The sequence below is a fragment of the Ruegeria sp. YTSC192 genome, assembly GCF_059609705.1.
The window spans coordinates 1-26,567 of record NZ_JBXWMG010000013.1; the positions used below are offsets into that span (position 1 = coordinate 1).

The 26,567-nt window shown below is 61.2% G+C and carries 30 protein-coding genes; 8 read left to right on the forward strand and 22 right to left on the reverse strand.

Annotated features, from left to right (window positions below; all coding sequences use genetic code 11):
* Both AC2FD8_RS16845 and soxR read right to left on the reverse strand, forming a co-directional pair.
* Nucleotides 1-494, reverse strand: a 494-nt coding sequence (locus tag AC2FD8_RS16845) for an NAD(P)/FAD-dependent oxidoreductase (protein WP_496858030.1), incomplete at its 3' end; no start/stop codon positions are given.
* A gap of 136 nt (nt 495-630) precedes the next feature.
* The gene (soxR, locus tag AC2FD8_RS16850; RefSeq protein ID WP_496858032.1) at nt 631-1,086 is read right to left on the reverse strand and encodes a redox-sensitive transcriptional activator SoxR; all 456 of its coding nucleotides are present in this window, start codon (nt 1,084-1,086) and stop codon (nt 631-633) included.
* Between the two features lie 88 nt (nt 1,087-1,174).
* Between soxR and AC2FD8_RS16855 the strand changes: the two genes are divergently transcribed.
* The 3 genes from AC2FD8_RS16855 (at nt 1,175) to AC2FD8_RS16865 (ending at nt 3,265) form a co-directional block, all read left to right on the forward strand.
* On the forward strand, nt 1,175-1,555 hold the full coding sequence (locus AC2FD8_RS16855) for a VOC family protein (RefSeq protein WP_496858034.1): 381 nt from the start codon (nt 1,175-1,177) through the stop codon (nt 1,553-1,555).
* Between the two features lie 234 nt (nt 1,556-1,789).
* Nucleotides 1,790-2,260 (forward strand): transcription elongation factor GreA, encoded by a 471-nt coding sequence (gene greA / locus AC2FD8_RS16860; protein ID WP_170379061.1) that lies wholly within the window; start codon nt 1,790-1,792, stop codon nt 2,258-2,260.
* 15 nt (nt 2,261-2,275) lie between these two features.
* The gene (locus AC2FD8_RS16865) at nt 2,276-3,265 is read left to right on the forward strand and encodes a hypothetical protein (protein WP_496858036.1); all 990 of its coding nucleotides are present in this window, start codon (nt 2,276-2,278) and stop codon (nt 3,263-3,265) included.
* Here the strand turns inward: AC2FD8_RS16865 and AC2FD8_RS16870 are convergent.
* Genes AC2FD8_RS16870 through AC2FD8_RS16895 form a run of 6 tightly spaced genes read right to left on the reverse strand, consistent with a single transcriptional unit; the run spans nt 3,262 to nt 8,518 of the window.
* Nucleotides 3,262-3,855, reverse strand: coding sequence for a GNAT family N-acetyltransferase (locus tag AC2FD8_RS16870; RefSeq protein WP_496858038.1), 594 nt, complete (start codon nt 3,853-3,855; stop codon nt 3,262-3,264). The genes AC2FD8_RS16865 and AC2FD8_RS16870 overlap by 4 nt on opposite strands.
* Nucleotides 3,852-5,897: a molybdopterin-binding protein gene (locus AC2FD8_RS16875; RefSeq protein WP_496858243.1), complete on the reverse strand. Its 2,046-nt coding sequence runs from the start codon at nt 5,895-5,897 to the stop codon at nt 3,852-3,854. Before AC2FD8_RS16875 ends, AC2FD8_RS16870 begins: the two co-directional genes overlap by 4 nt.
* A gap of 20 nt (nt 5,898-5,917) precedes the next feature.
* The gene (gene mobB, locus AC2FD8_RS16880; protein ID WP_496858040.1) at nt 5,918-6,409 is read right to left on the reverse strand and encodes a molybdopterin-guanine dinucleotide biosynthesis protein B; all 492 of its coding nucleotides are present in this window, start codon (nt 6,407-6,409) and stop codon (nt 5,918-5,920) included.
* Complete coding sequence (gene mobA / locus AC2FD8_RS16885; protein ID WP_496858042.1) at nt 6,406-7,047, reverse strand: molybdenum cofactor guanylyltransferase MobA; 642 nt, start codon at nt 7,045-7,047, stop codon at nt 6,406-6,408. The genes mobB and mobA overlap by 4 nt, the downstream gene beginning before the upstream one ends.
* Complete coding sequence (locus AC2FD8_RS16890) at nt 7,044-7,583, reverse strand: hypothetical protein (protein ID WP_496858044.1); 540 nt, start codon at nt 7,581-7,583, stop codon at nt 7,044-7,046. Before AC2FD8_RS16890 ends, mobA begins: the two co-directional genes overlap by 4 nt.
* Nucleotides 7,580-8,518, reverse strand: a complete 939-nt coding sequence (locus AC2FD8_RS16895) for a formate dehydrogenase accessory sulfurtransferase FdhD (RefSeq protein ID WP_496858046.1) — start codon at nt 8,516-8,518, stop codon at nt 7,580-7,582. Before AC2FD8_RS16895 ends, AC2FD8_RS16890 begins: the two co-directional genes overlap by 4 nt.
* On the opposite strand from AC2FD8_RS16895, the gene AC2FD8_RS16900 reads away from it, so the two are divergent.
* Together AC2FD8_RS16900 and AC2FD8_RS16905 are read left to right on the forward strand one after the other, a co-directional pair.
* The gene (locus AC2FD8_RS16900) at nt 8,517-9,233 is read left to right on the forward strand and encodes an AzlC family ABC transporter permease (protein ID WP_496858048.1); all 717 of its coding nucleotides are present in this window, start codon (nt 8,517-8,519) and stop codon (nt 9,231-9,233) included. The two genes, AC2FD8_RS16895 and AC2FD8_RS16900, sit on opposite strands and share 2 nt — an antisense overlap.
* On the forward strand, nt 9,230-9,562 hold the full coding sequence (locus tag AC2FD8_RS16905) for an AzlD domain-containing protein (protein ID WP_496858050.1): 333 nt from the start codon (nt 9,230-9,232) through the stop codon (nt 9,560-9,562). Before AC2FD8_RS16900 ends, AC2FD8_RS16905 begins: the two co-directional genes overlap by 4 nt.
* Here AC2FD8_RS16905 and AC2FD8_RS16910 read toward each other — a convergent pair.
* The 7 genes from AC2FD8_RS16910 to AC2FD8_RS16940 all read right to left on the reverse strand — a co-directional run bounded on the left by AC2FD8_RS16910 (nt 9,551) and on the right by AC2FD8_RS16940 (nt 16,049).
* Nucleotides 9,551-10,183 carry a hypothetical protein gene (locus tag AC2FD8_RS16910; RefSeq protein ID WP_496858052.1) on the reverse strand — a complete coding sequence of 211 codons (633 nt, stop codon included), beginning with the start codon at nt 10,181-10,183 and terminating at the stop codon, nt 9,551-9,553. The two genes, AC2FD8_RS16905 and AC2FD8_RS16910, sit on opposite strands and share 12 nt — an antisense overlap.
* A 17-nt stretch (nt 10,184-10,200) precedes the next feature.
* Nucleotides 10,201-10,335: an aa3-type cytochrome c oxidase subunit IV gene (locus tag AC2FD8_RS16915; RefSeq protein WP_496858053.1), complete on the reverse strand. Its 135-nt coding sequence runs from the start codon at nt 10,333-10,335 to the stop codon at nt 10,201-10,203.
* 67 nt (nt 10,336-10,402) lie between these two features.
* Complete coding sequence (locus AC2FD8_RS16920; protein ID WP_496858055.1) at nt 10,403-10,963, reverse strand: hypothetical protein; 561 nt, start codon at nt 10,961-10,963, stop codon at nt 10,403-10,405.
* Nucleotides 10,950-12,788 (reverse strand): glycerophosphodiester phosphodiesterase family protein, encoded by a 1,839-nt coding sequence (locus AC2FD8_RS16925; protein ID WP_496858057.1) that lies wholly within the window; start codon nt 12,786-12,788, stop codon nt 10,950-10,952. Before AC2FD8_RS16925 ends, AC2FD8_RS16920 begins: the two co-directional genes overlap by 14 nt.
* Nucleotides 12,789-12,843: 55 nt before the next feature.
* The gene (locus tag AC2FD8_RS16930) at nt 12,844-13,296 is read right to left on the reverse strand and encodes a DUF6173 family protein (RefSeq protein ID WP_496858059.1); all 453 of its coding nucleotides are present in this window, start codon (nt 13,294-13,296) and stop codon (nt 12,844-12,846) included.
* A 3-nt stretch (nt 13,297-13,299) separates the two neighbouring features.
* A complete protein-coding gene (locus AC2FD8_RS16935) occupies nt 13,300-14,346 on the reverse strand; it encodes an MBL fold metallo-hydrolase (RefSeq protein WP_496858060.1) in 1,047 nt (348 codons plus the stop codon).
* Nucleotides 14,346-16,049, reverse strand: a complete 1,704-nt coding sequence (locus AC2FD8_RS16940) for an acyl-CoA dehydrogenase (RefSeq protein ID WP_496858062.1) — start codon at nt 16,047-16,049, stop codon at nt 14,346-14,348. Before AC2FD8_RS16940 ends, AC2FD8_RS16935 begins: the two co-directional genes overlap by 1 nt.
* Before the next feature lie 129 nt (nt 16,050-16,178).
* Between AC2FD8_RS16940 and AC2FD8_RS16945 the strand changes: the two genes are divergently transcribed.
* Complete coding sequence (locus AC2FD8_RS16945; RefSeq protein WP_496858064.1) at nt 16,179-17,126, forward strand: L-threonylcarbamoyladenylate synthase; 948 nt, start codon at nt 16,179-16,181, stop codon at nt 17,124-17,126.
* Here the strand turns inward: AC2FD8_RS16945 and AC2FD8_RS16950 are convergent, their stop codons facing one another.
* Complete coding sequence (locus AC2FD8_RS16950; protein WP_496858066.1) at nt 17,127-17,681, reverse strand: YqgE/AlgH family protein; 555 nt, start codon at nt 17,679-17,681, stop codon at nt 17,127-17,129.
* Nucleotides 17,682-17,826: 145 nt separating this feature from the next.
* Between AC2FD8_RS16950 and AC2FD8_RS16955 the strand changes: the two genes are divergently transcribed.
* Both AC2FD8_RS16955 and AC2FD8_RS16960 read left to right on the forward strand, forming a co-directional pair.
* Entirely contained in the window at nt 17,827-18,639 is an 813-nt protein-coding gene (locus AC2FD8_RS16955) for a protein-disulfide reductase DsbD domain-containing protein (protein WP_496858068.1), read from the forward strand.
* 4 nt (nt 18,640-18,643) lie between these two features.
* Nucleotides 18,644-19,063: an NUDIX hydrolase gene (locus AC2FD8_RS16960; RefSeq protein WP_496858069.1), complete on the forward strand. Its 420-nt coding sequence runs from the start codon at nt 18,644-18,646 to the stop codon at nt 19,061-19,063.
* On the opposite strand, the gene AC2FD8_RS16965 is transcribed toward AC2FD8_RS16960, so the two are convergent.
* The 6 genes from AC2FD8_RS16965 to AC2FD8_RS16990 all read right to left on the reverse strand — a co-directional run bounded on the left by AC2FD8_RS16965 (nt 19,060) and on the right by AC2FD8_RS16990 (nt 26,552).
* Nucleotides 19,060-22,461, reverse strand: coding sequence for an efflux RND transporter permease subunit (locus AC2FD8_RS16965; protein WP_496858070.1), 3,402 nt, complete (start codon nt 22,459-22,461; stop codon nt 19,060-19,062). The two genes, AC2FD8_RS16960 and AC2FD8_RS16965, sit on opposite strands and share 4 nt — an antisense overlap.
* A 5-nt stretch (nt 22,462-22,466) precedes the next feature.
* Complete coding sequence (locus AC2FD8_RS16970) at nt 22,467-23,915, reverse strand: efflux RND transporter periplasmic adaptor subunit (RefSeq protein ID WP_496858071.1); 1,449 nt, start codon at nt 23,913-23,915, stop codon at nt 22,467-22,469.
* Between the two features lie 107 nt (nt 23,916-24,022).
* Nucleotides 24,023-24,565: a molybdenum cofactor biosynthesis protein B gene (gene moaB / locus AC2FD8_RS16975; RefSeq protein ID WP_496858072.1), complete on the reverse strand. Its 543-nt coding sequence runs from the start codon at nt 24,563-24,565 to the stop codon at nt 24,023-24,025.
* A gap of 6 nt (nt 24,566-24,571) precedes the next feature.
* Nucleotides 24,572-25,192, reverse strand: a complete 621-nt coding sequence (locus AC2FD8_RS16980) for a LysE family translocator (RefSeq protein WP_496858073.1) — start codon at nt 25,190-25,192, stop codon at nt 24,572-24,574.
* Entirely contained in the window at nt 25,189-25,788 is a 600-nt protein-coding gene (locus AC2FD8_RS16985; protein WP_496858074.1) for a metallophosphoesterase family protein, read from the reverse strand. The genes AC2FD8_RS16980 and AC2FD8_RS16985 overlap by 4 nt, the downstream gene beginning before the upstream one ends.
* The gene (locus tag AC2FD8_RS16990; RefSeq protein ID WP_496858245.1) at nt 25,788-26,552 is read right to left on the reverse strand and encodes a uracil-DNA glycosylase; all 765 of its coding nucleotides are present in this window, start codon (nt 26,550-26,552) and stop codon (nt 25,788-25,790) included. The genes AC2FD8_RS16985 and AC2FD8_RS16990 overlap by 1 nt, the downstream gene beginning before the upstream one ends.
* Nucleotides 26,553-26,567 lie beyond the last annotated feature (15 nt).

The window sequence follows — 26,567 nt, forward strand, 5'->3', positions numbered from 1 at the left end:
GAGCCGTCTGCTTCCAGACCAAAGACACCGGCCACCACGCCTTTGACTTCGCCGTTTTCGCCGTAGACCAGCTCGGAGCAGGCCATGCCGGGGAAGATTTCCACGCCCAGCTCTTCGGCTTGCTCGGCCATCCAACGGCAGACATTGCCCATCGAGACGATGTAGTTGCCGTGGTTGTTCATCAGTGGCGGCATGGGTGCATTAGGAATGCGCAGCTTTCCGGCCTCACCCAGCATGTAGAAGTTATCTTCGTTCACCGGCGTGTTCAGCGGTGCGCCTTTGTCTTTCCAGTCCGGGATCAGAGCATCCAGACCGCAGGGGTCCAGCACCGCGCCCGACAGAATATGCGCGCCCACTTCCGAGCCCTTTTCCAGAACCACGACATTCAGGTCGGCATCCAGCTGTTTCAGACGAATGGCCGCCGACAGGCCCGCAGGGCCAGCGCCCACGATCACCACATCGTATTCCATCGCTTCGCGTTCAATCTCGGCCATCGCGGGCTCCTTAGCTAACTTTCCGAATTGGCGCTTTTCTCGTGCGGTCCGCGCAATTTTGTTTCCCGGCTGATTACATGGTGAGAAAGACTCAGGTCAATCGAAACACGGCGTAACTATGCCGCTATTCGACACTTCACGCGTTTGGCGAGTCGCCCATAAGGTATCTGGGACCGCTACCATGTGACTTGGCGCGGTCATCAGGGTTGTAAAGGGCGCATTTCGGCAGGCTGAGGCACCCACACCCGATGCAGCCGTCCAGATTGTCGCGCAATCGCGTCAGCGTATTGATTCGCTGGTCCAGATGAGTGCGCAACGTGACGCTAATGTCTTTCCAGTCTTGCGGCGTCGGGGTTCGGTTGCCGGGCAGGCCCGATAGCACTTCACGGATCTCGGGCAGGGTCAGGCCGAATTGCTGGGCGATCATCACAAAGCTCAACCGCCTGATATCGGCCCGCTGATACCGCCGCTGCCCGCCTGCATTGCGCCAGGGCGAGATCAACCCCTGCGCCTCATAATACCGGATCGCCGACACCGCCAACCCGGTACGCCGCGCCAAAGCGCCAATTGCCAGACCTTCGGAAGCTGCCATTTCACCCTCGCAAAAAATACCTTGACCTAAAGTTAGGTTTAGAAATTACGCTGAGTCGTGACAAGCCAGAAAAACGAAAGGACCTGCCATGATGGCCACGCTTGAACACACCAATTTCACCGTCAATGACCCCAAAGCCTCGGCCGCCTGGATGCACGAGGTTTTTGATTGGGACATCCGCTGGGAAGGGGCCGCGATGGCGGGCGGCTATACCGTGCATGTGGGCACCAAACACACCTATCTTGCCCTTTACCGCCCCGAACACCCCGAGCCATCGAACGAAAGCAGCTATGACGTGGTCGGCGGCCTGAACCATGTGGGCGTTCTGGTCGAGGATATCGCAGCGACCGAGGCCAAAGTGCGCGCCGCAGGCTTCACTCCGCATAACCACGCCGACTATGAGCCGGGCAAAAGGTTCTATTTCGACGATGACAACGGGATCGAGTTCGAGGTGGTACAATATGATTGAGATGTTGTGGCTCTGCACCCCGTCCCAGCGGTGGCGCAGAGACAATCCCCCGGATCACCGCCACAGGCGCGAACCGCCCCGGCGGAACGGCGTTAAGTCGCAAATCGACGTGTGACGTCCTCTTGGCCTCTTGCAATTCACGCTCCATTTGGGTCAGGTATTGAACGACCCATCATTCGCCCCGACGCTTTCCCCGCGGCGGGGCGGCTCAATTTATGCGTGGACAACTAGATTATGGAAAAGATTCCAATGACGCCCGCGGGCAATGCCGCGCTCGAGGCGGAGCTGAAAAACCTCAAATCCGTCGAGCGCCCGGCGATCATCGAAGCCATCGCTTCGGCCCGCGAACTGGGCGATTTGAAGGAAAACGCCGAATACCACTCGGCCCGGGAAAAGCAGGGCTTCATCGAAGGCCGCATCAAAGAGCTTGAAGGCATCCTGTCGCTGGCTGACGTGATTGATCCGGCCAAACTGTCGGGTGCGATCAAGTTCGGCGCCAAGGTCACGCTGGTCGATGAAGACACCGACGAGGAAAAGACCTGGCAGATCGTGGGTGAGTACGAGGCCAATATCGAAAAAGGCCTGCTGAACATCAAATCGCCCATGGCCCGTGCCCTGATCGGCAAGGACGAAGGCGACAGTGTCGAGGTGCGCACCCCCGGTGGTGTCCGCTCTTACGAAGTTCTCAACATCGAATTCGCCTGACCCGGAGGGTCTGTCATGTCGGGGCCACAACCTGACCAGGAAAGCGAACGGCCAACTTCGCTGGGCATCTATGATCGCCCTCAGCGCCCGTCTGTAACCTCGATCGAGATTGCCGCCGGGGTGCTGAGTGTCATCTGGCTGGTGGTCTCGGTCCTGTTCCTTGTGCTGCCCGACCAGACACAAGGCGGCGGGTTCATTGTGACCCTGTTGGCGGTTTTCCTTCCGGTGGCCATGATCTGGGTTGCCGCAACGGCGATGCGCGCCAGCCGCGTCATGCGCGAGGAAAGCGCCCGGTTGCAAACCGCGATTGACGCGATCCGTCAGGCCTATGTCGTTCAGCAACAGCGCGCCGCCAGCTCGTATGAGCCGACAGTGTCCAGGAAGCTGGACGAAATCGCCGCTGTGACGAAAAAGGCCGAGGACGCTCTGGCCACTTTCTCCAGCAAGCGACGTGAACCCATGCAGGCCAACCCACCTGCGCCCGGCGGTCAGACCTCACTGGCGCTTGGCACCACCGCCGAAGAGATCACGCCGCCGCTGACCACCGATACTTTCATCCGCGCGCTGAACTTCCCCGAGACCGAGAAAGATATCGAAGGGTTCACCGCGCTGCGGATGGCGTTGAAGGATCGAAAAGCCTCCAAACTGGTGCAGGCCTCGCAGGATGTTCTGACCCTGCTCAGCCAAGAGGGCATCTATATGGATGACCTCCGCCCCGATATGGCACGCCCCGAAATCTGGCGTCAGTTTGCGCAGGGCGCACGTGGACGCTCGGTCGCGACTTTGGGAGGGATTCGGGATCGTTCGTCGCTGGCGCTGACGGCGGCGCGGATGAAACAGGACCCAATCTTCCGGGATGCCGCACACCATTTCCTGCGCCGGTTCGACAATATGATCGTCGAATTCGAAGCCAATGCCAGCGACGCGGAACTGACCGCCCTTGGCGACACAAGGACCGCGCGGGCCTTCATGCTGTTGGGACGTGTAGCCGGTACCTTTGACTAGGTAGCAGGCACAGGCCAGCGCATCTTGGTGGCGCGGCTGAAGCCGAACAGGTGCCGGAACGGGCCGGTCTTCTCGACACCCACGGGTTTGAACCCCTCGCGTTCGTATAGGGCCTGTGCGCGGGGGTTGGTGTCAATCACATCCAGTTGCACCTCGGCCATACCACGGCGCTGCGCCTCGGCCTTGATGGCAGAAAGCAACGTTGTGCCTATGCCCTGCCCTCGGGCCTCAGCCGCGACAAAGATGCCGTCCATCTGGAACACACCGGGCTGCAGATCACGTTCCAACACGCTCAGAACCACTCCGCGCCAGAGCGCCCCAAACCAGCCATAGACGCTTGCGAGGTCTGACAGGCTGCCGCCCGCCAAGCCGCCTTTGTTGGTCTTGAAGCCCGCAAGGCCCAGCATCCGGCCATCGGTGTCGCGCGCAACCAGCGCGAATTCCGGGTCGAGGGCCGTTTCAAAGAAGGCCAGCCCTTTTTCATCGGGGCCCATCACCTTGTGCAGCTTGGCCGCAAAGGCCTGCCAGAACAGGGCTGCGGCTTGGGGCCTTTCAACCTCGCTAAAGCCTTTGGAGACCGTGACCGTCACAGCCCAAAACTGCCGTAAGGGATGAAGCGTACCGGATCACCCGGTTGAATGTGGCGCGCGCCGTCTTCGATCTCGACCAGCCCCTCGGCCCAGCTTAGCCCGCTGATCCGGCCCGAACCTTCCGAGTGGAAAACCTCGACCCGTCCATCGCGTATACGGGCGCGCAGATATTCGCGGCGGCCGGGTTTCTTGCGTTTCTCGAACGCGGCAGGCACTTCGTATCCCTGCGGTTCTGCCCATCCCTGCCCCGACATCTGGCACAAGGCCGGGCGTGCGAAGATCAAGGTACAGACCATTGCGGCCACCGGGTTGCCGGGCAGGCCAAAGACCGGCGTGCCCGACCACATGCCCAACGCCAGAGGGCGACCGGGTTTGAGCGCGATCCGCCATTCCTGCATCGCGCCCGCCGCGCGCAGCAGGGCTGAGACATGGTCCTCATCCCCGGCCGAAGCGCCGCCACTGGTCAGGATCACATCGGCCTGCGTTGAGGCCTCATCCAACCTCGCCCGCAGGGTTTCGCGGTCATCGGCAACACGCCCCAGGTCGACCGGCACAAATCCCATGCGGTTGATCAAAGAAAGAAGCATGGGCCGGTTCGCGTCATATATCTGCCCGATGCCAGCTGTCTCGCCGGGCTCTATAAGTTCATCTCCGGTGGACAGAACGGCCACGCGCAGAGGTTTGCGCACGGCCACCTCGGAAATACCGACCGCCGACAAAAGCGCCATGTCGGCCGGTGTCAGCTTGCGACCGGCTGTCAGGGCCACCTCACCCGCTGCAATATCCTCACCCGCACGGCGCGTATTTGCGCCCTGTTTCAACGGGCCGTGAAAGGCTATGTGGCCGTCCTGAACCGTCACGTCCTCTTCCAAGATGACCGTGTCCACGCCTTCGGGCAGGGCCGCGCCGGTCAGGATGCGCAACGCGCGGCCAGCAGGCACCGTGCCATCGAACGGAATACCCGCCGCGGCGCGCCCTTCGGTCAGCGGCATCACCTGCGCGCCTTCGGCCACGGGGCCTGCGAACCCATAGCCGTCCACTGCCGTGTTGGGCTGCGGCGGGTTCGAACGCTGCGCTACCACGTCCTCGGCCAGAACGCGGCCCATCGACTGCGCAAGCGGCACAACCTCGGCCCCAGTGACAGGGCGCAACCGGTCCCGCAGCAACGCGAGCGCGTCATCTACGGGCGTCCAGTTCACCCCGGCGGGCAAGGCAAAACAATCGTTTCGCAATGGCGGAGGCGATATGTTCGGTTTGTCCTGCGCTACACCCAAGATCCACCCCTCCTCTGAGGCTGAAACGTTCAACTGTCTGTCCAATTCCTGATCCGTCATCCGCGGCAGAGTCAAGGCAACCTGTTCGACCTGCCACGCATCCTTGATCCGATCCGGCGGCGCTGCACCAAGGTTGAGCGAGGGCCAGATCTCGACAAACGCCACCGGCTTGTCCAGCGGCTGAAAGGGCCAAATGGCGATTTTGCCCGCGAAGGCGTGGCGTAGCCGGTTCAACACGGGCAGGCCCATCATCACCTGCCCACCGACGGCCCCCGCCCCGGCCATTTGCCAGCAGGTAAAGCTGCCTTTGGCCAAATCTTCGACCGCGCGTCGATCCGGAAAGGGGTTGTAATAGTCCTGTTTCGTGCGCGGCAGACCAATGATGTCGCGCCGCAGGCCATTCATCCAGAACGGGCCTTTACCGCCAAAGCCCGAATTGATCCGACCGGCGAGGTCAAAGCGGTTGTTGGAGCTCGGAGAGTCCTCAATCCGATCTTCAAACCAGTCCCACAGCGCAAGCGGATCATGTGTTCCGGTGATCGCCTTGGCAAAGCCTGCAGGATAGCCGAAGGGGAAATCAAACCCCAGAATCAGGCGACGACCTGCAGACAGTTCAGTGTCGATCAGACTGTGCAGCCACTCCTCGGCAACCACCCGGTTGCGGAGATAGTCCAACGCCTGCACTGCGCCGTCGCGCACCACGCAGGCCCAGATGGCATCTTTGCGAGGGCGCGGTCCAGTGTCGTTGCCACCGGACCAATCGACCATCGCAAAGCTGTCGAAAAGGCTCACAAACCGACCTCGGAGAGGATGAAATCCGCGATGGACGCCGTATCGTTCAGATCGAACACGGGTCGGTCCAACTCCAGCGGAGTATCACTGGCCACAGCGCGGATCGTGTTATCCGACGGGGCAATCAGGTCATTGCCCGGCTCGGCGCGGAAGGCTTCGACCTTGGGGTGGCGTTCGCGTTTATAGCCCTCGATCAACACCAGATCGACAGGCGAGAGGCGCGCCAGCAGAGAGGCCAGCGTAGGCTCCTGCGCGCCGCGCAGCTCCTGCATGAGGGCGACGCGTTGGCCCGAGGCAAGCAGAACCTCGCTCGCGCCTGCCATTCTGTGACGATGACTGTCGCGGCCCGGCTGGTCGACGTCAAAGGAATGATGCGCGTGTTTGACGGTCGAGACGGTGTAGCCGCGTCCGGTGATCTCGGCGACCAGTCTCTCCATCAGCCCGGTTTTGCCTGCGTTCTTCCAGCCGGTGACGCCGTAAACCCTCATGCCTGGTCCAACAGTTTTTCAGCGCGCGCAAGGTCGTCCGGTGTGTTGACATTGAAGAACGGATCGAACGGGTCTGCAGGAAACAGCGCCTCGCGCCCATCATGCTTGTCGGTCCACAGCACAACCTTGCGCAGCCCATCGCGCAAAGCAGCGCGCAAATCATCGCGCAGCGCCACAGGCCAGAGGCCGAATGTCGGGTGTCGGTTGACCCGTTTGCCGCCTGACTTCAAAGCCTCGTCCCCGGTGCGGGACGTCGTGGCAAGGACCAAAGGGTGCGTTTGACCCTGAGCCGCCTCGGTCAGCCGCGCCACCAGATCACGCGGGAAGAACGGCGTGTCTGCGGCGGCGGTGACGATACTGTCAGCCCCCTGCTCTGCCGCCCAATCCAGCCCGGCCAGAACACCGGCCAGGGGGCCTGCAAACCCCTCAATCGAATCCGGCAGAACGGGCAGATTCAATTCCGCAAACCGCGCGGTGTCTCCGTTGGCGTTCAACGCGAGGTCATCCACCTGCGGGCCGAGCCGGCCGATGACATGAGACAACAAGCTCTGCCCGCCGATCCGCAAAAGCCCTTTGTCGCCACCGCCCATCCGGGTCGCAAGGCCACCTGCAAGGATCACTCCGAGGGGTTTGGTCATAGAGTATCCTCAATTGCTGGCCATTTTTTGAACTTCTCTACTGGAAGAAAAACCAATGCGCAGGAGCAAAGGCCAAACAGAATGTACCACACGCTTGTCGATATCCCTGTACGTTCAGCCAGATCGCTGCTCAAGCTAAGATAGGCTGGCAAAAAAACTACGAGGACACCAACAACAGAAAAGGCGCAAAAGTAACGCCGAAATCTACGCGCCGAAATTCGCGTCTCTTCGGGTAACTCTAAAGCGTCAGGCAATCCTCGGATCAATACGCGCTGAAGGTCCTGCATTTGGCCCTGGTAGTCATGTCCAACAGATTGCCATCCCGGCAACCACACCGCAAACGTTTCCCAAGCTCGAACATATCTACGACTTTGCCAACCCAAAGCCTCCAGCGTTTTTCCATCCTGTGCCCCCACGCTTTCGACCAGTTTTTTCTTGCAATCTTCATATCTGCCATGGATGCGGAACATGAGCCAAAGGAACCCAACTGAGAGGACAAAAGGTGGGATGAAAAGAAGATAAGAAACCGCACTCATCCCGCGCTCTTCCTGCGATGTTTCTTATCCTCGACCGCCACACTTGCCGGGTCCACGTCGCGCAGTAGGCGATCCTCGCCGGACAGGCACACAAAGCGCTGCCCGCGCATGCGGCCGATCAGGGTCAGGCCGACCTCGCGCGCGATCTCGACGCCCCAGGCGGTGAAGCCGGACCTGGAGGCCAGAACCGGAATGCCCATCATCGCCGTCTTGATCACCATTTCCGAGGTCAGCCGCCCCGTGGTGTAAAGGATCTTGTCCTCTGCCGTCTCATTCTCGGACAGCATCCAGCCGGCGATTTTGTCGACGGCGTTATGGCGACCTACGTCTTCCATATACACAAGCGGTCGGTTTTCACGGCACAGAACCGTGCCATGGATCGCACCGGCCTCAAGGTACAAAGACGGCGTGCGGTTGATCTTGGCCGCCAGATCATAGAGCCACGAGGTCCGGACCGACACCTGCGGCAAGCGCACGTCCTCCAACCCCTCCATCATGTCCCCAAAAACCGTGCCAACGGCGCAACCGCTGGTGCGGGTCTTTTTCTTCAGCTTGTCCTCATACGAGGTCTCGCGCGCCGTCCGCACCACCACGGTTTCAAGGTCATCGTCATAGTCGACCCGCGTGATCTGGTCATCCACCAGCAACATGCCCTGATTGCGCAGGAAGCCCAGCGCCAGATACTCGGGATAGTCGCCGATGGTCATCGCGGTCACGATTTCCTGGGAATTGAGGAAGATCGTCAGCGGCCGCTCCTCGACCACCGAAATCTGGCTGACTTCGCCATTCTGGTCCACGCCTTCGACGGCGCGGGTCAGACGGGTCGCGCCAGGATCGGGGGCGATAATGTAGTCCGAGACATCCAATTCTCTCACCAATTGCAACCCCTTCCCAAGACCGCTACTGCTGCTGTGAATACCATAGGATTTAGCCATGGCAGACGCCACATCCAAGTCATACTTCTGGAAAGGGTTTCGCGACGGGACACCCTTCGTTTTTGTCGCAATCCCCTTTGGCACGCTGTTCGGGGTATTCGCCACCGAGGCCGGGCTGGATATCGTTCAGGTCGTCGCCTTCTCGGCCACGGTTTTCGCGGGGGCCGCGCAATTCACCGCATTGCAATTGCTGCAGGAGAACGCGCCGACAGCCATCGTTCTGGCCTCGGCCCTTGCGGTGAATTTGCGGGTGGCGATGTATTCGGCCTCGCTGACGCCATATCTTGGGGCCGCCCCAATGTGGCAGAGGGCCTGCGCCGCCTATCTGACAGTTGATCAATCCTATGCCTGCTCGATCGTGCAGTTCGAGAAAGAGCCAAGGATGACCGTGCCGCAGCGCATGGCCTATTTCGTCGGCTCGGTCACACCGATCACGCCCTGCTGGATTCTGGCGACCTATCTTGGCGCTGTTCTGGGCACTCGAATTCCCGAAAGCTGGGCTTTGGATTTCGCCCTGCCGATTACCTTTCTGGCCATGCTGGGGCCGATGATGCGGACGCTGCCCCATGTGATCGCGGCCTTTGTGGCGCTGGTCGTGTCGTTGCTGGCCGTGAGCGTGCCGTTCAATCTGGGCCTGCTGATCGCCGGAACCGCGGGCATGATCGCGGGCGCTCAGACCGAGGTGATCCTGGATCGCAGAAAGGCACGCGCATGACCCAGATCGACCCCACCACCATGTGGACTGTCATTATCGGTCTGGCCATCGGCAGCTTTGCCCTGCGCTTTGTGTTCATCGGCTTTGTCGGAGACCGCCCGATGCCACCCTGGCTGCTGCGCCACCTGCGCTACACCGCCGTGGCCATCCTGCCCGCGCTGATCGCGCCGCTGGTCGTCTGGCCAGCAGCGACCGAAGGCCAGCCGGACGTGGCCCGAATGGCAGCTGCGGCGGTGGCGCTGTCTGTTGGAGTGTTCACCAAAAACGTACTGGCCGCGATCTTTTCAGGCGCGGCCACACTTTACGGTCTGCTGTATTTACTGGGTTGAAACTGCATCCAGCTGGTTCAGGGTAGCATTGTTGGCCGCCAGACCTTTTTGCAGATCCGCATCGTCATTCTCGCGATACTCTTCGGTGACAACCCCCGGCAATTCGGCGAACTGCTCGGACAGTTTGACCGGAAAGAATGTCACGTCGATCTGCTCCAGCCCCGGAACCTGCTGCAACAGCCGCGAGGTCGAATTCGCGCAATAGGCCCCGGCCACCGGACCCGTCTGCTTGGCCAGTTGCAGCGCGATCTCGGCCTGTTGCGGCGTCACCTGAATGGTCTGGATACGGGCATAATGCGTCTCGCGCGCATGAGAGCTGCGATAGGCACGCTCAACCGCCGGAGTGATGCCATAGAGAACATCATCTCGCATCGGAACAACATCCGCCCTGAACGAACCTGCAGGGTCAAAGATCACCCGCTCACTGCCGCTGATCATCAACGAAGTGTGCGCGCCCGATCCGGTGCGCGTGCTGATCATCGTATAGAGCGTCAGGGTCGATGGCCCCGGATCACGGTAGGACCGCGATACGATCTCGGCCTGATCTGCCTGGGGGCGTTTTGATACCGCGCAGCCAGCCACTGTTGCCGCCAGCAGGCAGGCGATCAAAATTCTGAACAAAATCGACCCCGAAAGATTTAGGACGCGTAAAGCGCCAGCAGGAACGCCAGTATTGCGATAGCGATGCAGCACCAGACAGTGGCCTTGATAAAGCCGTCAAAGGTTTTGGTTTGAACGGTGATGTCCATTTCGCCGTGCTTGTGTTCAGCCATGAGTCTCAGATTCCCAATTCGCGTGTTTATCCGCTGGATAATCGAAATTTGCGGGCCTGTCACCACGTCATTCCAGCGCAGGGGCCCTGTCACCCAACACAAAACACCCCGGATAGCCAAATCCCCACCGCCACGGAAGGCCGCTGCACGGGCCGCCACCGAATCGGACCGCACCGTAGAGGGCATCCGAAGTCAGCGAATGGACCGAGCGGATCTGATCCGGCGTCATGTCATAGCGTTCCGCGTAGGCCTGCGCGTAGGTCTCGCCATGAGTTTCGACACAGGCCTGCAAAGCCTGATCGGCGGCGAGGCGCGCGTCATAGCTGTCGGAGGCCGTCTGCGCACCACCAGCGTCGTGATAGGCGCGGTCATGGGTCACGCAGCAATACTCCCAAGGCGGGTGTTCTTGATACAACTCACCGATCTGTGGGAACGTATCGGCCACCCAGCGCCAGCTTGCCGACAACCCGCCCGAGCATCCGTCAGTTTCGAACGGGATCAGATCGGCATCGCCGCGTTGTGCGATCAGGGCACGGTGCGAGGGCATCTCGACCGCGCGCATCAGGTCTTGAGCCATGGCGGGGCTGGCCAGCAAGAACAGGCCCAAAGCCAGTTTACGGGCTGTCATCGCGCATCGCCTCGGTATCGACGGTCATGCCAAAGGTGGTGGCCAGCCACAGCAGCACGCGTTCCGCCGGGCCCATCTCGGCGCGGACGCGCAGAACCTCGCGTGCCATGGCCGGGCGGTCCGTGATCAGCCCGTCTACCCCCATCGAGGCCATCGCCGACATCTGCAGCGGGTCATTCACCGTCCAGACATAGATCTCCTTACCCGCCGTGTGGACCGAGCGGATCAGACCCGGGGACACGGTTGCCGCGTTCACCGCAACAAAATCGCCCTCAAGCCCCGCCAGATTGCCCACCGCCGTCGCCGCCAACACACCCGCGCGCCAATCCGGGCGCAGCGCCTTCATCTTTTGCACGGCCGGATACTTCAGCGACATGGTGGCGATGTCGTCCTGCATTTCGAACTCTTCGACCAACGCTGCGACCCGGTTTTCCAGATCGACGTCATGGCCATAGTATTTCAGTTCGATGATGACTTTGGATTTGCCTTTGGCGGCCTCCAGCACATCCCGCAGGGTTGGAGTGCGTTGATCGGCATATTCAGGGCCAAACCAGCTGCCTATGTCGATGGTTTCCACATCCTCCATCGTGGCGTCCCAGACCTTGGTCGGCACTCCGGCCAATTTCATGAAATCACTGTCATGGGCCACGATGACAACATCGTCAGCCGTTTCCTGCACGTCGATCTCAACCCAATCGGCACCATCTTCGATCGCTTTCAGAACCGAGGCCATAGTGTTTTCGGGCCGCAGCGCCGCAGCCCCCCGGTGGCCGATAACATCCGCATGATCCGGGGCCTGAACCCGTTCCAGTAAGGTGTGACCAAACCAACCGCCCAGTAGAAGGGCAACCACAGCAAGACCAACTGTCGCAAACAATGGGGCTTGAAGGCGGCGCGGCTCGGGGTGGGGCGGCTCATCCGTCTGAGGTTCAAAGAACTTGTCCAGCAGAACCGCCAATGCGCCCAGCGCAGAAGCCGCCAGAACCAGCCCGGCCAGAGACCACAGCCCTGCGATGGCAAGGCTATAGGTCAGCGCCAATTTCAGGTTACTGCTGCCTTGCAACGGCACCAGTCCAAACAAAAGCCCGGCCAACCATGCAATCGCCGCCGCAATTGCAAGGCGCATCGCCAGCCATGCGACCAAAGCCAGCTTCAGGCGCCCGCGTTTGCCCTCCATCCGGGAGGCGCTGATGTTGAACACATGCGCCGGGTGGACGTTTTCGAACAGCACCAGATGAAGCGACAGCGCCCAGGCCGACAGCTTGCGGATCAACACCCACGCCATGGCCAAAGCCATCACGCCGATCAGGGCCACAGCCACCAAAAAGGCGGGTGGGTGGAAGGTCAGGTAGTAGTTGATGTCGTATTCGGTCAGCGTCCACCATGCGATCAAGGCGGCGACCGCCAGAAATGGCAGCGCCAACAGCAAAACCCGCAGAATGAACCGAGCCGCAAAGCCAAACAGCGATGGCAGGCGCGACAGGACCAAACCGATCGCCGCGCTGCCCGCGCGCCACGGATCGGCCCCTCCCATCCTCAAAGAGGTTGCCATGACCGCGAAAACAAACACCTCGGCCAATAGAAACAGGCTTAGCACCACGATGGCCGCGATGAACCCGGCGGGTGAGAGGATGAAGGCCGCGATATCCTGATCCGTCAGCGCGGTCTGATTGGACAGCGAAACCGCCAGATTGACCGCCAGAGCGACGCCGGGCGCGACCAGCGCGATCAGCAGCAGCCGTACCGCCAGATAGATAGGCATAAAGACCCAGCGTCTTGCCCAGGCCCCGGAATAGGCATTTGTAACGGTTGAGAAAATGGACATGCGAAAACCCTTGAATGACGCACGCATTCAAGGGTGTGCAGGCGTGAATTGCAAGTCAGCTGTCTTCGAGATCTGCGGCCAGACGAAATCCGATGCGATTGGCGGGCTTGTCCTCGACCGATTTGGGCAAGGCGCGCAGCATCACGTTCAACTGGCTGACATGCTGTACCAGCTGCGTGCGCGCACCCGATCCGTCCGAGCCGAAGAAGGTGATGATATCGGGGTCGAAATAGCCCATCCCCTGAATACGCATCACGCCCGCGTCTCCGCCGGTAAAGCCCATTGCAACCTCGTGATCGCCGTCCAGCGTTTTCTCGAAGTTCTGGATATAGAGGATCAGGCGTTCATACGCCCATTGCGCAGCGCTTTTGGTCTCAACCGGTTTTTGCAGCTGCCCCGGCAAGGGTTGAGCGCCGGATTCGGATTCTGAATCCGCGTGAACTTCATAGCACCGCGGCAAGGCATCCGCTTCGGCGGCCTCGGCCGAGGTTTCGATCTTGTCCTGCATTCATCACCCTTTACGCTGAAACGTCCACGCCCCGTCCGCGCGTCGCGTCCGGATCACGGTTCCACTGTGATGAAGATGGTTCATATGTGCAACCGCTTCGACCAGCGCCAGCCCGTATTCGCCTTCGCGAATGGTGCGTTTGAATAGCGGGGCAAAGCACTCGGCGGCGGCTTTGGGTTGGTCCAAATCGGCCAGCAGACGATCCAGCGCGCCGTGGTGGTTCTCGATCAGTTGCCGCATGCGCAGCGGCAGACCGGTGAAGGGCAGCTTGTGGCCTCCCAGAACCAGATGGTCCGGGCGGGCTAGCTTTTGCAGACGCTCGCAGGCTTCGATCCAGTCCGAGACCGGATCGGCCATGGGTTCGGTCGCATAGACCCCCAGATTGGGGCTGATCGAGCTGAGGATTTGATCGCCACTCAGCACCAGATGATCGTCGCGGCTCCAGAGTGTTACATGTTCGGGCGCGTGACCATTGCCCATATGCACGTCCCAGTCGCGTCCACCGATGCGGATCACGTCACCCTGTTTGACCCGCGTGAAGCCAAGCGGCATGGGATAGACCGTATCAGCAAAGTTGAACGGACGATCGGCCTTGCGCTTTTCCAGAAAGGCAGGGTCCATCCCGGCGCTTTGATAGAAATCCAGCGTCTCCTGCGGCCAGTTTTCCTGCACATCCAGCGTCAGCATGCGCGAAAACAGCCATGCGGTGCGGCTGGTCACCAGTTCGACCCCATGTTCGGTTTGAAACCAGCCGGCATTGCCCACGTGGTCGGGGTGGTGATGGGTGACAACAGCGCGCCGAATGGGTTTTCCAGCCAGAGGGCCCGACATCAGCTCAGCCCAGATGCGGCGGGTTTTATTCGATGACATCCCGGTATCAATCACCGTCCACCCGTCACCGTCATCCAACGCATAGATATTCACATGGTCCAGCGCCATCGGCAGGGGCAGGCGCATCCACAAGACGCCCTCGGCTATCTCGATGGCTTCACCGGGGGCGGGCGGATCGGGCCAGGGGTATCTGATGCCCGACGGCTCTATACCGTCCATCACGCGCCCAGATCCTCGGCGCTGAGGGCAAAGAGGTCATCCGCCCCGCTCTGCGCCTGCGCCAGCAGACCGAGATATTCGGGCAGCAAGGCGTTGATGTAGTAGCGCGCCAGTCGCGCCCGTGGGCCGTCCGGGTCGGCAAGGGCTGCGGCCAGATGGTAGTGCCCACCCAAAACCCGCGCAAAGGCGCGCAGATAAGCCGCCGCACCGGCAAAGCGCGCATTCATATTGTCCTGCGCCACCATCCATTCGGTCGCTTCGCGCAGGGATTCCGTGGCCTCCCAGACCGGACCGGCGAGATCGGGCATGCTGGAACGGGCCTGTTCGGCGTGATCTTCGATCTCATCCAGCAGGCTGGCGGCTGCGTCTCCGCCGTCCATCATCTTGCGGGCGACCAGATCCATTGCCTGAATGCCGTTGGTGCCCTCATAGATCGCGGTCACGCGGACATCGCGATAGTACTGCGCCGCCCCTGTTTCTTCGACGAAGCCCATGCCGCCATGAACCTGTACACCGGTCTCGGCGACGCGCATCCCGGTTTGTGTGCCAAAGGCCTTGCCAATCGGGGTCAGCAGAGCAGCCCGCGCGGCCCAGTCGGCATCTCCGGTCGCGTGCGCCATATCAATCGCTGCAGCATTCGCCAGCATGATCGCCCGCGCCGCAAACACATCTGCCCGCATTTCGGTCAGCATCCGGCGCACATCCGCATGGTCGATAATGGTACCCGAGGGCGTCTTGCCCTGTTTCCGCTCCATCGCGTAGGCCAGCGCGTGCTGATACGCACCCTCGGCCGCACCGATGCCCTGACCTCCAACACCCAGACGTGCGTTGTTCATCATGGTGAACATGGCCGCCATACCGCCATGCTCCTGCCCGACCAGCCAGCCCGTGGCCCCGTCATACTGCATCACACAGGTCGGAGAGCCATGGAGGCCCAACTTGTGTTCCAGTGACACGACGCTCAGGTCATTAGCCGCGCCGGGGTTGCCCTGTGCGTCGGGCAGGTATTTCGGCACCAGAAACAGCGAAATCCCCTTGGTGCCCGGCACCGCGTCAGGCAGGCGGGCCAGAACCAGATGGCAGATATTCTCGCAGAAATCATTGTCGCCCCACGAGATATAGATCTTCTGCCCGGTGACCGCATAGGTGCCATCCCCATTGGGTTCTGCCCGCGTCGTCAAGGCACCTACATCCGATCCAGCCTGCGGCTCGGTCAGGTTCATCGTGCCTGAATAAGCGCCAGACATCAGCTTGGGCAGGTACAGAGCCTTGAGCGCGTCACTGGCATGCGCCTCAAGCGCTTCGATCTGTCCCTGTGACATCAAAGGGGCCACCTGCAGTGACAGGCAGGCCGCTCCCATCATCTCATTGACCGCCGAAGTGACGGCCATGGGCAGACCCATGCCGCCATAGTCGGGGCTACCGCTCATCCCGATCCAGCCGCCTTCGGCGATGGCTTTCCAACCCTCAGAATATCCGGGTGAGGTGCGAATGACGCCATTTTCAAGACGCGCCGGTTCAAGATCACCGGGGCGTTGCAGCGGGGCAAGAACCTCTTCGCACATTTTTCCCGCTTCCGTCAGGATCGCGCTGACCACATCGGGGGTCGCATCAGCGAATCTCTCGGTGGCCGTGATCTGATCAAGACCCACCACATGGCGGAACAGGAATTCATAGTCAGAAACTGGGGCGCGGTATGGCATGGCTTCCCTTGCGGTCTGTCGGCACGGCCGCACTTGGAATCTGCGACCAGCGCCGGTATGCATCTTTGCGTATTGGGATTACCTACTCTTCCCCATGTTGCAAGCAACCAAAACGCGGCGTCACCAGATATGATCCCCACCACCCTTGAGCTGACAGCCGACCCCAACGGCATCGCCCGCGCGGCTGATCTTTTGCGTCAGGGCCTTCTGGTCGCCTTCCCGACCGAGACGGTCTATGGCCTGGGAGGAGATGCCAGAGACGGTGAGGCCGTCGCAGGGATTTACGAGGCCAAGGGGCGACCCAGTTTCAATCCGCTGATCGCGCATGTCGCCTCGGTCGAGGCCGCACAGCGATTTGTGCAATGGTCGGATCAGGCCGAGCAATTGGCGAATGCGTTCTGGCCCGGCCCTTTGACGTTGGTTCTGCCGCTCAAACCCGGGCACGGGGTGTCGTCGCTGGTCACAGCAGGGTTGGATACTCTGGCGGTGCGCGTTCCTGCGCATCCGACGGCGCGCGCTTTGCTGGCGGCGGTTGACGGGCCGGTTGCGGCACCCTCGGCCAATCCCTCGGGTCAGATCAGCCCCACGACAGCGGCCCATGTGCATGCGGGCTTGGGCGGTCGGATCGCCGCCGTTCTGGATGACGGCCCCTGTGGTGTCGGGTTGGAATCCACCATCGTCGGACTGGCCGGAGAGCCCAGCCTGCTGCGCCCAGGTGGTGTTGCGTTGGAACAGATCGAGACCGCCCTGAACACCCGCCTTCATCTGCACAAAGCGGGGGATATACTGACCGCGCCGGGGCAGCTGCAATCGCACTACGCGCCGGATGCTCCGGTCCGGCTGAATGCCGCAACCGTGCAGGGGGACGAGGTTTTGCTGGGATTCGGCCCGGTCGCCTGTGACATGAACCTGTCTGAAACAAGCAACCTGACCGAGGCAGCAGCCAATCTGTTCGCCGCGCTGCACAGTTTGAATGAAACAGGGCGTCCGATCGCCGTCTCTCCGATCCCCGATCATGGGCTGGGGGCTGCGATCAATGACCGTCTGCGCCGCGCCGCCGCGCCGCGCGACAGTTAACTAGGCGCGCCCCGCGCTGGCCGATAGGGTCAGCGGGTCAACACCCAGCGTCGCCAAGGCCTTTTCCCATTTGTCGTCATCGGGCACATCGAACACCAATTCCGACGATGCATCCGCTGTCAGCCAGCCATTCATCGCGATCTCATCCTCCAGTTGACCGGGACCCCAGCCGGAATAGCCCAGCGTCAACATCGCATTCAGCGGGCCACGCCCTGCGGCCATATCCTCCAACACGTCCAGCGTGGCCGTCATGCTGAAGTCATCCGTAATCTGCATCGAGTGCAGGTTGGCGTCATAGTCGGAGCTATGCAGAACAAAGCCCCGCGACATCTCGACCGGGCCTCCGAAATGCACCAGACGCTCGCCTATGATGGGAATGCGGCACGGGATGTTGAGCTGCCCCAGCAGGGTTTTGAACCGCAGATCAGAGGGTTTGTTGATGATCAATCCCATCGCGCCATCGTCGCCGTAGCTGCAGATATACACGACCGAGTGATCAAAGCGCGGATCGCCCATTCCCGGCATCGCAATCAACAGTTTTCCGGTCAGATCCATGCGAGGTTTCTCTTGCTCGTTACCCTTCAACAATGACCCTGAGGCACTGGTATTGGCAAGGGAGCAAAGCTGATTTCAGCAGATTTCACATGGGTGACCCGAACGTGACTTGGATTTCAGGGCCGCACAGCGCATGTAATGGGGTATGATGACTCGTATGAAATCCTCGGTTGCCCTTCTGATCGCTTGTCTGGGCCTGTCCGCACCTGCCTCGGCGCAGGGTTTGGATGGGGTTGTTGCACTGGATGTTCTGGACGGAGGGCGCACGGCCAATGGGGCCTATCTGGGCGCGCTGCGCCTGACCCTGAAAGAGGGGTGGAAGACCTATTGGCGCGCGCCGGGCGACGCAGGAATCCCGCCGCAATTCGATTGGAGCGGGTCCGGAAATGTGGGCGACGTACGCATCACCTGGCCCGCGCCCGAGATTTTTGACCAGAACGGCCTGAAATCCATCGGGTACGAGGATCAACTTGTGCTGCCGGTTGAGATTACGCCCAAGAACCCCGCCAAACCTGTGCGCCTGCGCGGCGAGATGGATCTGGGGGTCTGCAAAGACGTCTGCATCCCGCAGCGTCTGGATTTCGACCACAAGGTCGACACAGGTGCCGGGCGCAATCCCGCAATTGCGGCTGCTTTGGCACAGCGTCCTTATTCGGCCCGCGAAGCCCGAGTGGCTAAGGCCAGCTGCCACCTGAGCCCGACCTCAGACGGTATGCAGATCGAAGCGCGGGTGACCATGCCCTCGGCCGGAGGGCAAGAGGTTGCGGTGATCGAGCCGGGGAACCCTGTCCTTTGGGCCTCGCAGCCCGAAACGCAACGGCAGGGCGATACACTGATCGCAAGGTCCGAGGTGATCAGCGCCTCGGGCGCACCCTTTGCGCTGGATCGGTCCGAGATTCGGATCACGGTTCTGGGCGCCAACCACGCTGTGGACATTCAGGGATGCTCTGCAGGCTGACCCTATGACGCAATCCCCCAAGATCGGTGCGCTGGCCGTTGTCCTGCATCAGGAAAACGTTCTGCTAGTGCAACGCAGCAAGGAACCGGATCGAGGCCTGTGGGGGTTTCCCGGCGGCCATGTGGAATGGGGTGAAACCGTCCTTCAGGCCGCAGAACGGGAATTGCTAGAGGAAACATCGGTCACGGCTGAACCGCTGCACTATCTGGACAATCTGGACCTGCTGCGGCGGGATGCGAATGGGCAGGTTCTGTCGCACTATCTGCTGGTCGGGGTGGCCTGTCGGTACCAATCGGGCACGCCTTTGGCCGGGGATGACGCGCTGGACGCGCAATGGTTTCCGATCGAACAGATTCTTAAAGGCGATCTGCCGATGAGCAACCGCGTGGCCAGCCTGTTGCAGCTTGCGCTGAAGGCAGGTTAGGCCCCGACCCGGTTCTTGAACCGGGCATAGAACATCCCGGACAGCAGCACGCTCAGGATCACGATGGGGATGGCGCCAGCCACAAACGCCCCTAGCCCCATGCGCAGAATCTCGGGGGCCTCCGCGCCTCCGTAGAGACCGGCCAGAGGGGCCGCTGGCACACCTGAGACCATCGGCCAGATCAGCGTCAAAGCAAACCAGAACAGCAACGCCAAAGCCGTCGCGCCCAGCGCGGCCTGCACCATGCGGTCCCGCGCATAGATCGCCCGGCGCATCGCAGTCATTGGGCGCGCGAAATCGTTCAGGATCGCCAGCAGCGCGGGCACCAAAACCAGCACCAGCAGCATCCCGAAGCCCAGCCCATAGACCAGCGTGATCACCGTTGGCTTGAGGAACTGCGCCTGTTGCGAGCCTTCATAGAGCAGCGGCGTCAGCCCCAGCACCGTCGTCAGTGTGGTCAGCATCACAGGTCGCAACCGGTCGGCTGTACCTTCGATTATCGAGGGCACCAACCCCCTCTCCTGCTGGTAGCCATCAATGGTGGTCACAAGGACTATCGAGTCGTTGACGATTATACCTGTCATGCCCAACAGGCCGACAACGGTGAACATACTCAGCGGCACGTCCCAGATGTAGTGCCCCCAGATTGCGCCCACCAATCCGAACGGAATGATCGACATCACCACCAGAGGTCGCGACCAGCTGGCGAACACCCAGGCCAGAACAAGATAGATACCGGTCAGGCACAGGATCAGGCCGGTACGCGCTTCAGATAGGAACTCGTCCTCTTGTTCGCTCAGGCCTGCCATGCGCCAGTCGACCTGATATTCACCCGCAATGCGCGGCAGAATCTCTTCGCTCATTGCGCCCCCGATTTCGGCGGCGCGGGCGGGATCATCCTCGGAGATGTCGCCATTCACCGATATCACCCGCAACCCGTTCTCGCGTCGGACGGTCGAGAAGCCTGATTTGCGCTCGACCGAGACGATGTCTGCCAGCGGGACATAGACCCCGTCGGGCGTGCGCATAAGGGTGCGCTCCAGGAAATCTGCGGTCAGCTCGCCCTCGGGCAGTTCCACCCTGATCTCGGCGCTGCGGGGACCATCGGGGAAGGTCGCGGCCTCGATCCCGTTCAACCGATTGCGCAGCACCCGACCCAGTGTTTCGATGCGGAAGCCCAGCGCCTGACCCTGCGCCGTCAGGTCGAGGATGTATTCCTCTTTGTCATAGGCCAGATTGTCCTCAAGCGCCGAGACCTCAGGGTATTTCGACAGTTCGGTCTGCAGCGCTTCGGAGGCGGTTTTCAGCGTGTCTACATCCGCGCCATAGAACTGCACGTCAATCGCATCCCCACCGGGACCCGAGCGCCAACCCCGAAAGCTCAGCAGCTCAACCTTGGGATGGCGGGGGACGAAATCCTGCAACTCACCCACAAATTCGAAGCTGGAATAGGGGCGCAGGTCGGCGTCTATCAGCTCGATCGAGATACCGCCCAGAAGGTCGTCATCCTTGCCCTCGGCGGCGGATAAGCCGAACCCTGCACTGCCGCCAACCTCGGCCAGAACATATTCCAGAGGATTGCGCCCGTGGCGGTCCTCGTAGATCTGGCCCAGCTCTTCGGTGGCGCGCTGCAATTCGCGCATCATGGCGAGAGTATCAGAACGGGTTGCCCCTTCGGCCATGATGAAATTGCCGGTGACCGAGCCGCGTTCGGGCGCGTTGAAAAACCGCCATTTCACATCGCCGCGAATGAACAGGGCGGCCTGGGTCGCCAGGATCACCAGCATCAGTGCAACCACGACATAGCGCGCCCAGATGACCCAGCCGATAAGCGGGCGAAACAGGGTGTCCCGCACCCAACGAAAGCCCCGGTTCACCACCCGGTTGGGCAGGTCATACCAGTGTTCCTTGGCCGAATGCGCAATGGCGTGGGACATATGGTTGGGTAGGATCAGGAAGCATTCGATGAGTGAGGCCGCCAGCACCGCGATCACCGTAAAGGGGATATCACGGATCAACTCTCCGAAACGGCCACCTACGAGGGTCAGGCCAAAAAAGGCGATCACGGTGGTGATCGTGGCAGCAAAAACCGGCATGGCCATGCGGCGGGCGGCGCGTTCAGCGGCCACGATTGGCGGCTCGCCCAGACGCCGGGCGCGGAAATCGGCGTGTTCACCCACGACGATGGCGTCATCCACCACGATCCCCAGCGTGATAATCAGACCGAACAGAGACACCATGTTCAGCGACAGACCACCGATATACATCAACGCAATCGCCGCCGACATCGCAACCGGAATACCCGCTGCAACCCAGAAAGCAATGCGCGCGTTCAGGAACAGGAACAGTAGACACACGACAAGGCCAAGACCAACCAGCCCATTGTCGATCAGAATATCCAGACGATCGGTGATGGCCTGCGCGCGGGTACGGATCATTTCGACCGAGACACCTTCGGGCAGGCTGGCCTGCATCTCGGTCACCACGTCCTCGACCGTGTGCTGGATCGCGATGGCATCCCCCAGATTGGACCGGTCCACCCGAATCGACATGGCCGGGTGTTCGTCTACAAAGTAGCTGCGGTTGCGATTGACCCCTTCGACACTGATCTGCGCCACGTCGCCGACAAACAGTTTCGATCCGTCCGCAAATGTCCGCAGAGCGATGGTCTCGATCTCTTCCGGAGTGCGCTTTTCCGCACCGGTCCGGATGCGTGCATTGGCACCTGTTACATCCCCCGCAGGGCTGGCATTGACCTCAGCCGAAATGGCCGAGGCGATGTCGGCCAAAGCCACATCATTGGCAATCAGCTGCGCGGTCGGCACCTCGACCACCACACGCGGGGCGGCGAGACCGCGGATTGTGGTGCGGGTCACGCCAGCGGCAAACAGGCGGTTGATCAGTTCATCGGTGAACTTGGCCAGCTGGTCCGGATCAACCGGGCCGGTGACGACTACATCTGTCACCCGATCGCGCCAAGCCCCCCTTCGGATCGTGGGTTCTTCGGCATCTTCGGGCAGGCTGGTGACGCTGTCGACGGCGGTGCGCACCTCTTCCACGGCGCGGGACATGTCCCAGTTCGGCTCGAACTCCAGCCGGATTCTGGCAGAGCCCTCGCGAGAGGTCGCCGTGGTGCTTGCCACACCTTCAACGGCCAGCAATTCAGGTTCGAGAAGTTGGACGATACCATTGTCGACATCTTCGGGGCCGGCGCCTTCCCATTCGACATTCACGTCGACCCGTTCCAGAACCACATCCGGAAAGAACTGTGCCCGCATATTCGGAATGGCCGCCGCGCCCAAAACCAGCATCACCAGTAATAGCAGATTGGCCACGGTTCTGTGCCGGGTGAAATAGCTCAGGATACCACCGGCGGCGCTAGGGATGTCGCGCATCATGGCGCTTAGCCCCCGGCCCGGTTTTCAATGCGACGCACCAGCGAGGCCGGAACTTTCGCCTCCTCCAACTGGCCGAGCATGCGTGTTTTCTCGGCCTCGGGCATATCCTCGCTGGCCTCGACATGAGTGATCAGTTCAGCCCGTTTCGCATCGGTCAATTCAACCAGATCGGGATCAGCGCTGGCCTCGGCACGCAAGGGGCGCACGCGAACCCCGGACCCCAGTAGCGGCGTGCGGCCTATCACAACCTCGCGCCCTTCCAGCCCTTCGCCGCGCAGCAGCACCTCATCGCCCTGACGGCGGATCAACTGCACAGGCAGGGCCTCAAGACGATCATCCGCACCCAGCACCAGAACCGTTCCGGCAGCACCCAGAACCGAGGAGGGCAGGCGAACGACCTGCGCCAGGGGCTGTTCCTGAACCGTCACTGTCACGAAGTCGCCGGGCTTGAACCCCGATGCATCCTCGAGCCGCGCATAGATCAACCGCCCGGTCTGCCCCTCACCCGCCGAGCCGCTGTCGCGGCTGATCCGGCCCGTCGCGGTCAGGTCAGTTCCCGTGACCTCAAGTGAGATGGTGACGGGGGCGCTGATCAGCTCTCCGTCCTCGTCCAACAAGCGCACAAATTGCGCGGTTGAAACGCGAAAAGCGACCTCTAACGCGTTGGGGTCCACCAGTTCGGCCAGCTTTTCATTTGCAGAAACCAAACGCCCTTCGACCAGTGTGACATCTGTCAAAGTGCCTCCGAACCGGGCGCGGATGGTCATGTCCTGCAAGTCACGCTCGGCGGCTTCCTGCGCGATCCGCGCGCGGGCCAGCAGGGTCGTGGCCTGATCCACCCGCGATTCTGCCTGCGCCAGCGCAATGCGGCGGGCCAGAACCGATTGCTGAGCGGCAGCGGCAGTCAATTCGGCCTCTTCCACACTGGCGGTTGCCCCAACGCCACGAGATTCAAGATCGCGCTGGCGCTGCAGGGCCCTTTCGCGCAGCTCTGCCTGCGCCTCGGCCGATTTCAATTCATCCTGCGCCAGCAGCAATGACCGTTCGGCGTCGCGTTCTTCGAATTGGGCATCCAAAACGTCCGATTTGGCACGATCCAGCGCCGATTGCGCATCCGCCGGATCAAGCTCGACCAAAACCTCACCAGTGGTAACAGTGCCGCCATCCTCGAAATCATCCGCCAATGCGATCACGCGTCCGCCCAGCGCTGCGCGCAACTCAAGACGGCGACGGCTTTGCACCTCGCCGAAGGCTTCGAGGTTGGGCGTGACGGTCTCAAAAACAGCCGGACGAACGGTCACCGCAAAGACCCGCTCACGCGCTTTGGGTTGCTCATTCTCGCGGGTCAGAACCTCTTGCACGGCCCCCGTGACGATCTGAATGGCGACAAACAGCAAGGCCAGCGTCAGCGACGCCAGAAACACACCGACCAGACTCTGCCTTAAGAAACGCATCTATTATTCATCCCGGTTGCAAATGGGCTGCCCTGCGGAAAATGTAGCGGAGGCACGAAATATGCCAAGCCACAAAGCGGTTATAAGGTGTTGAACGTGCGACCAGTCTACTTCCGTCGCAGATGTTCGTCCAATCTGGGCATTATTTCCACGAAATTGCAGGGTCGGTGGCGATAGTCGAGCTGTTTCTCGAGAATACCGTCCCAAGCGTCCTTACACGCCCCGGGGCTGCCCGGAAGTGCAAACAGGTAGGTTCCGCCCGCCACGCCGCCTGTGGCGCGCGACTGCACAGCCGAGGTTCCGATTTTTTCCATCGAGATGATGGTGAAAACGGTCCCGAAGGCGTCGATCTCTTTTTCATAGACGTCGCGATGCGCCTCGACCGTCACGTCCCGCCCGGTCAGCCCGGTGCCACCGGTCGAGATCACCACGTCGATCCCGTCATCCGCAACCCAAGCGCGCAGTTGATCGGCGATCTGGGCGCGTTCGTCCCGAATGATCTTGCGATCTGCAACCACGTGCCCCGCCTTTTCGATGCGGTCCACCAATGTCTGGCCCGAACGATCCTCATCAACCGAACGCGTATCCGAGACGGTCAGAACCGCGATGCGGATGGGAATGAACTCAATCGTTTCGTCGATACGTGACATCAGGTGTCAGGCCCTTTCCATGATAGCAAGCCGCAGCGCGAGCGCGGAGAAAATCCCGCCTGTCACCCATCCCATGATGCGCGAGGCACGCGGGTTTCCGATCAGCAACCGACCGGCCCCTCCGGCGAACACGCCGACCAATCCGTTCACGACAAAACCACCCAAAGCGATGATCACGCCAAAGATCAGAAATTGCCCAAGGATCTGGCCCGCAGCGGGATCAACAAACTGAGGGATAAAGGCCAGAACGAACAGGATGACTTTGGGGTTTGTCAGATTCACCACCATCCCATCCCGAAACGCCATGCGCGCTGGCCTTGCTGGTCCTTCGGTCGAGACCGATCCGTTGCGGATCGCGCTCCAGGCCAGGTACAGCAGATAAGCAACACCCAACCAGCGGATGACATCAAACAGCCATGGCATCGAATTGACCAAGGCCCCAAGGCCCAGCCCTGCCAGCAGGACATGCACCATCAGACCCAGCGATATCCCAGCGCTTGCCACCAGAGCAGGTCGGGGTCCGGATTTCAGGCCTTGACCAAAGCAGAACATCATATCCGCGCCGGGTGTGAAGTTCAGCACCATCGCGGCAGGGATAAAGGCCAGCAAGGTAACGGCTTCGATCATATCGCGACCTCAAACCAATTTGCCCTGGGGCCAAGATTGGCGATTTCTGAACGACCCAATGAACCGCGATAGCCCCAGCTATCGTGGATATGCCCACAAAAGACCAGTTCCGGCTGAAGCCGTTCCACCGCATCGCGCACGGCGACCGATCCGACGGACATACCCAGTGACGTGGTATCGCCAAACCCTTTGGGCGGAGAGTGAACGACCAGCACATCCGCCCCATCGCAACGGTCCAGCATCTCAGTTGCTTCGGCCTCGCTCAGGTCGCAGGACCAGTCGCCAAACGGTGTGACCGGCACGCCGTAGCCCAAGCCAAACAGGCGCAGCCCGTCGACCGTCATCCCGGTTCCGTGCAGCACATGGACCCCCTCGGAGGCCGCGTCCGTCAATTCAGCCGCGCTTTCGGCATTGCCGGGGACCAGAACCACCGGTGCGGCAATACCCGAGAGCATCTGCATCGCCTCATCCAGCCCCTGCCGCATGTTGCAATAGTCTCCGGCCCCAACCACCAAATCCGCATCGGCGCTGGCGGCCACAAGATCAGCCGCCCGGTTGCGTGCCATGTGCAGGTCCGAGAACGCCAGGATACGCATCACCCGGCCCCCAGTCGTGCCTTCAGGTCGAGCAAATCCGCCCAGGCCTGCCGTTTCATCAGTGGCTGACGCAGCAGGTAGGCGGGGTGGAACATCGGGATGACGGGCAGGTCCAGCGCCTGATCCCAGTTCCCGCGCAGGCGCGTGATGCCGCGTTTGCCCAAAACCGCCTGACAACTGATATTGCCCATCACCACCAGCACCTCGGGCTTGGCCAGCGCCACGTGACGCTCCAGAAACGGCTTCAGCATGCCGATCTCTTCTGGTTTGGGGTCACGGTTCTGCGGAGGACGCCAGGGCAGAACATTGGTGATGTAGACATCCCTTGCCCGGTCCAGATCAATCGCCGCCAACATCCGGTCCAATAGTTGCCCGGCCCGACCCACAAAGGGTTTGCCTTCGCGATCCTCATCCCGGCCCGGAGCCTCGCCAATGATCATCACCCGCGCGCCCGGAGTGCCATCGGCAAAGACCAACTGGCGCGCGCCGCGCTTCAACTCACAATGATCGAACGCCTCCATCACCGCGCGCAGCTGGTCGAGGGATCCGGCGCCTTGGGCGGCAGCTTTGGCAATCGCCACCGGATCAACCTGTTTGGGCTTTTCCGGCGCGGCTTGCGGCGTTGCGGGCTTCTTCGCCTTGGGCGTCGTATCCGGCAAGGCATAGCGATCAACCGGCGCGTCCCCGATCGCCTCGGTCGCGCCCAGTTCGATCTGCCATTCCAGCAGCGCCTTTGCGGTATGATAGTCCAAGCCCGATTCCATGCCCCTCAATCTAAC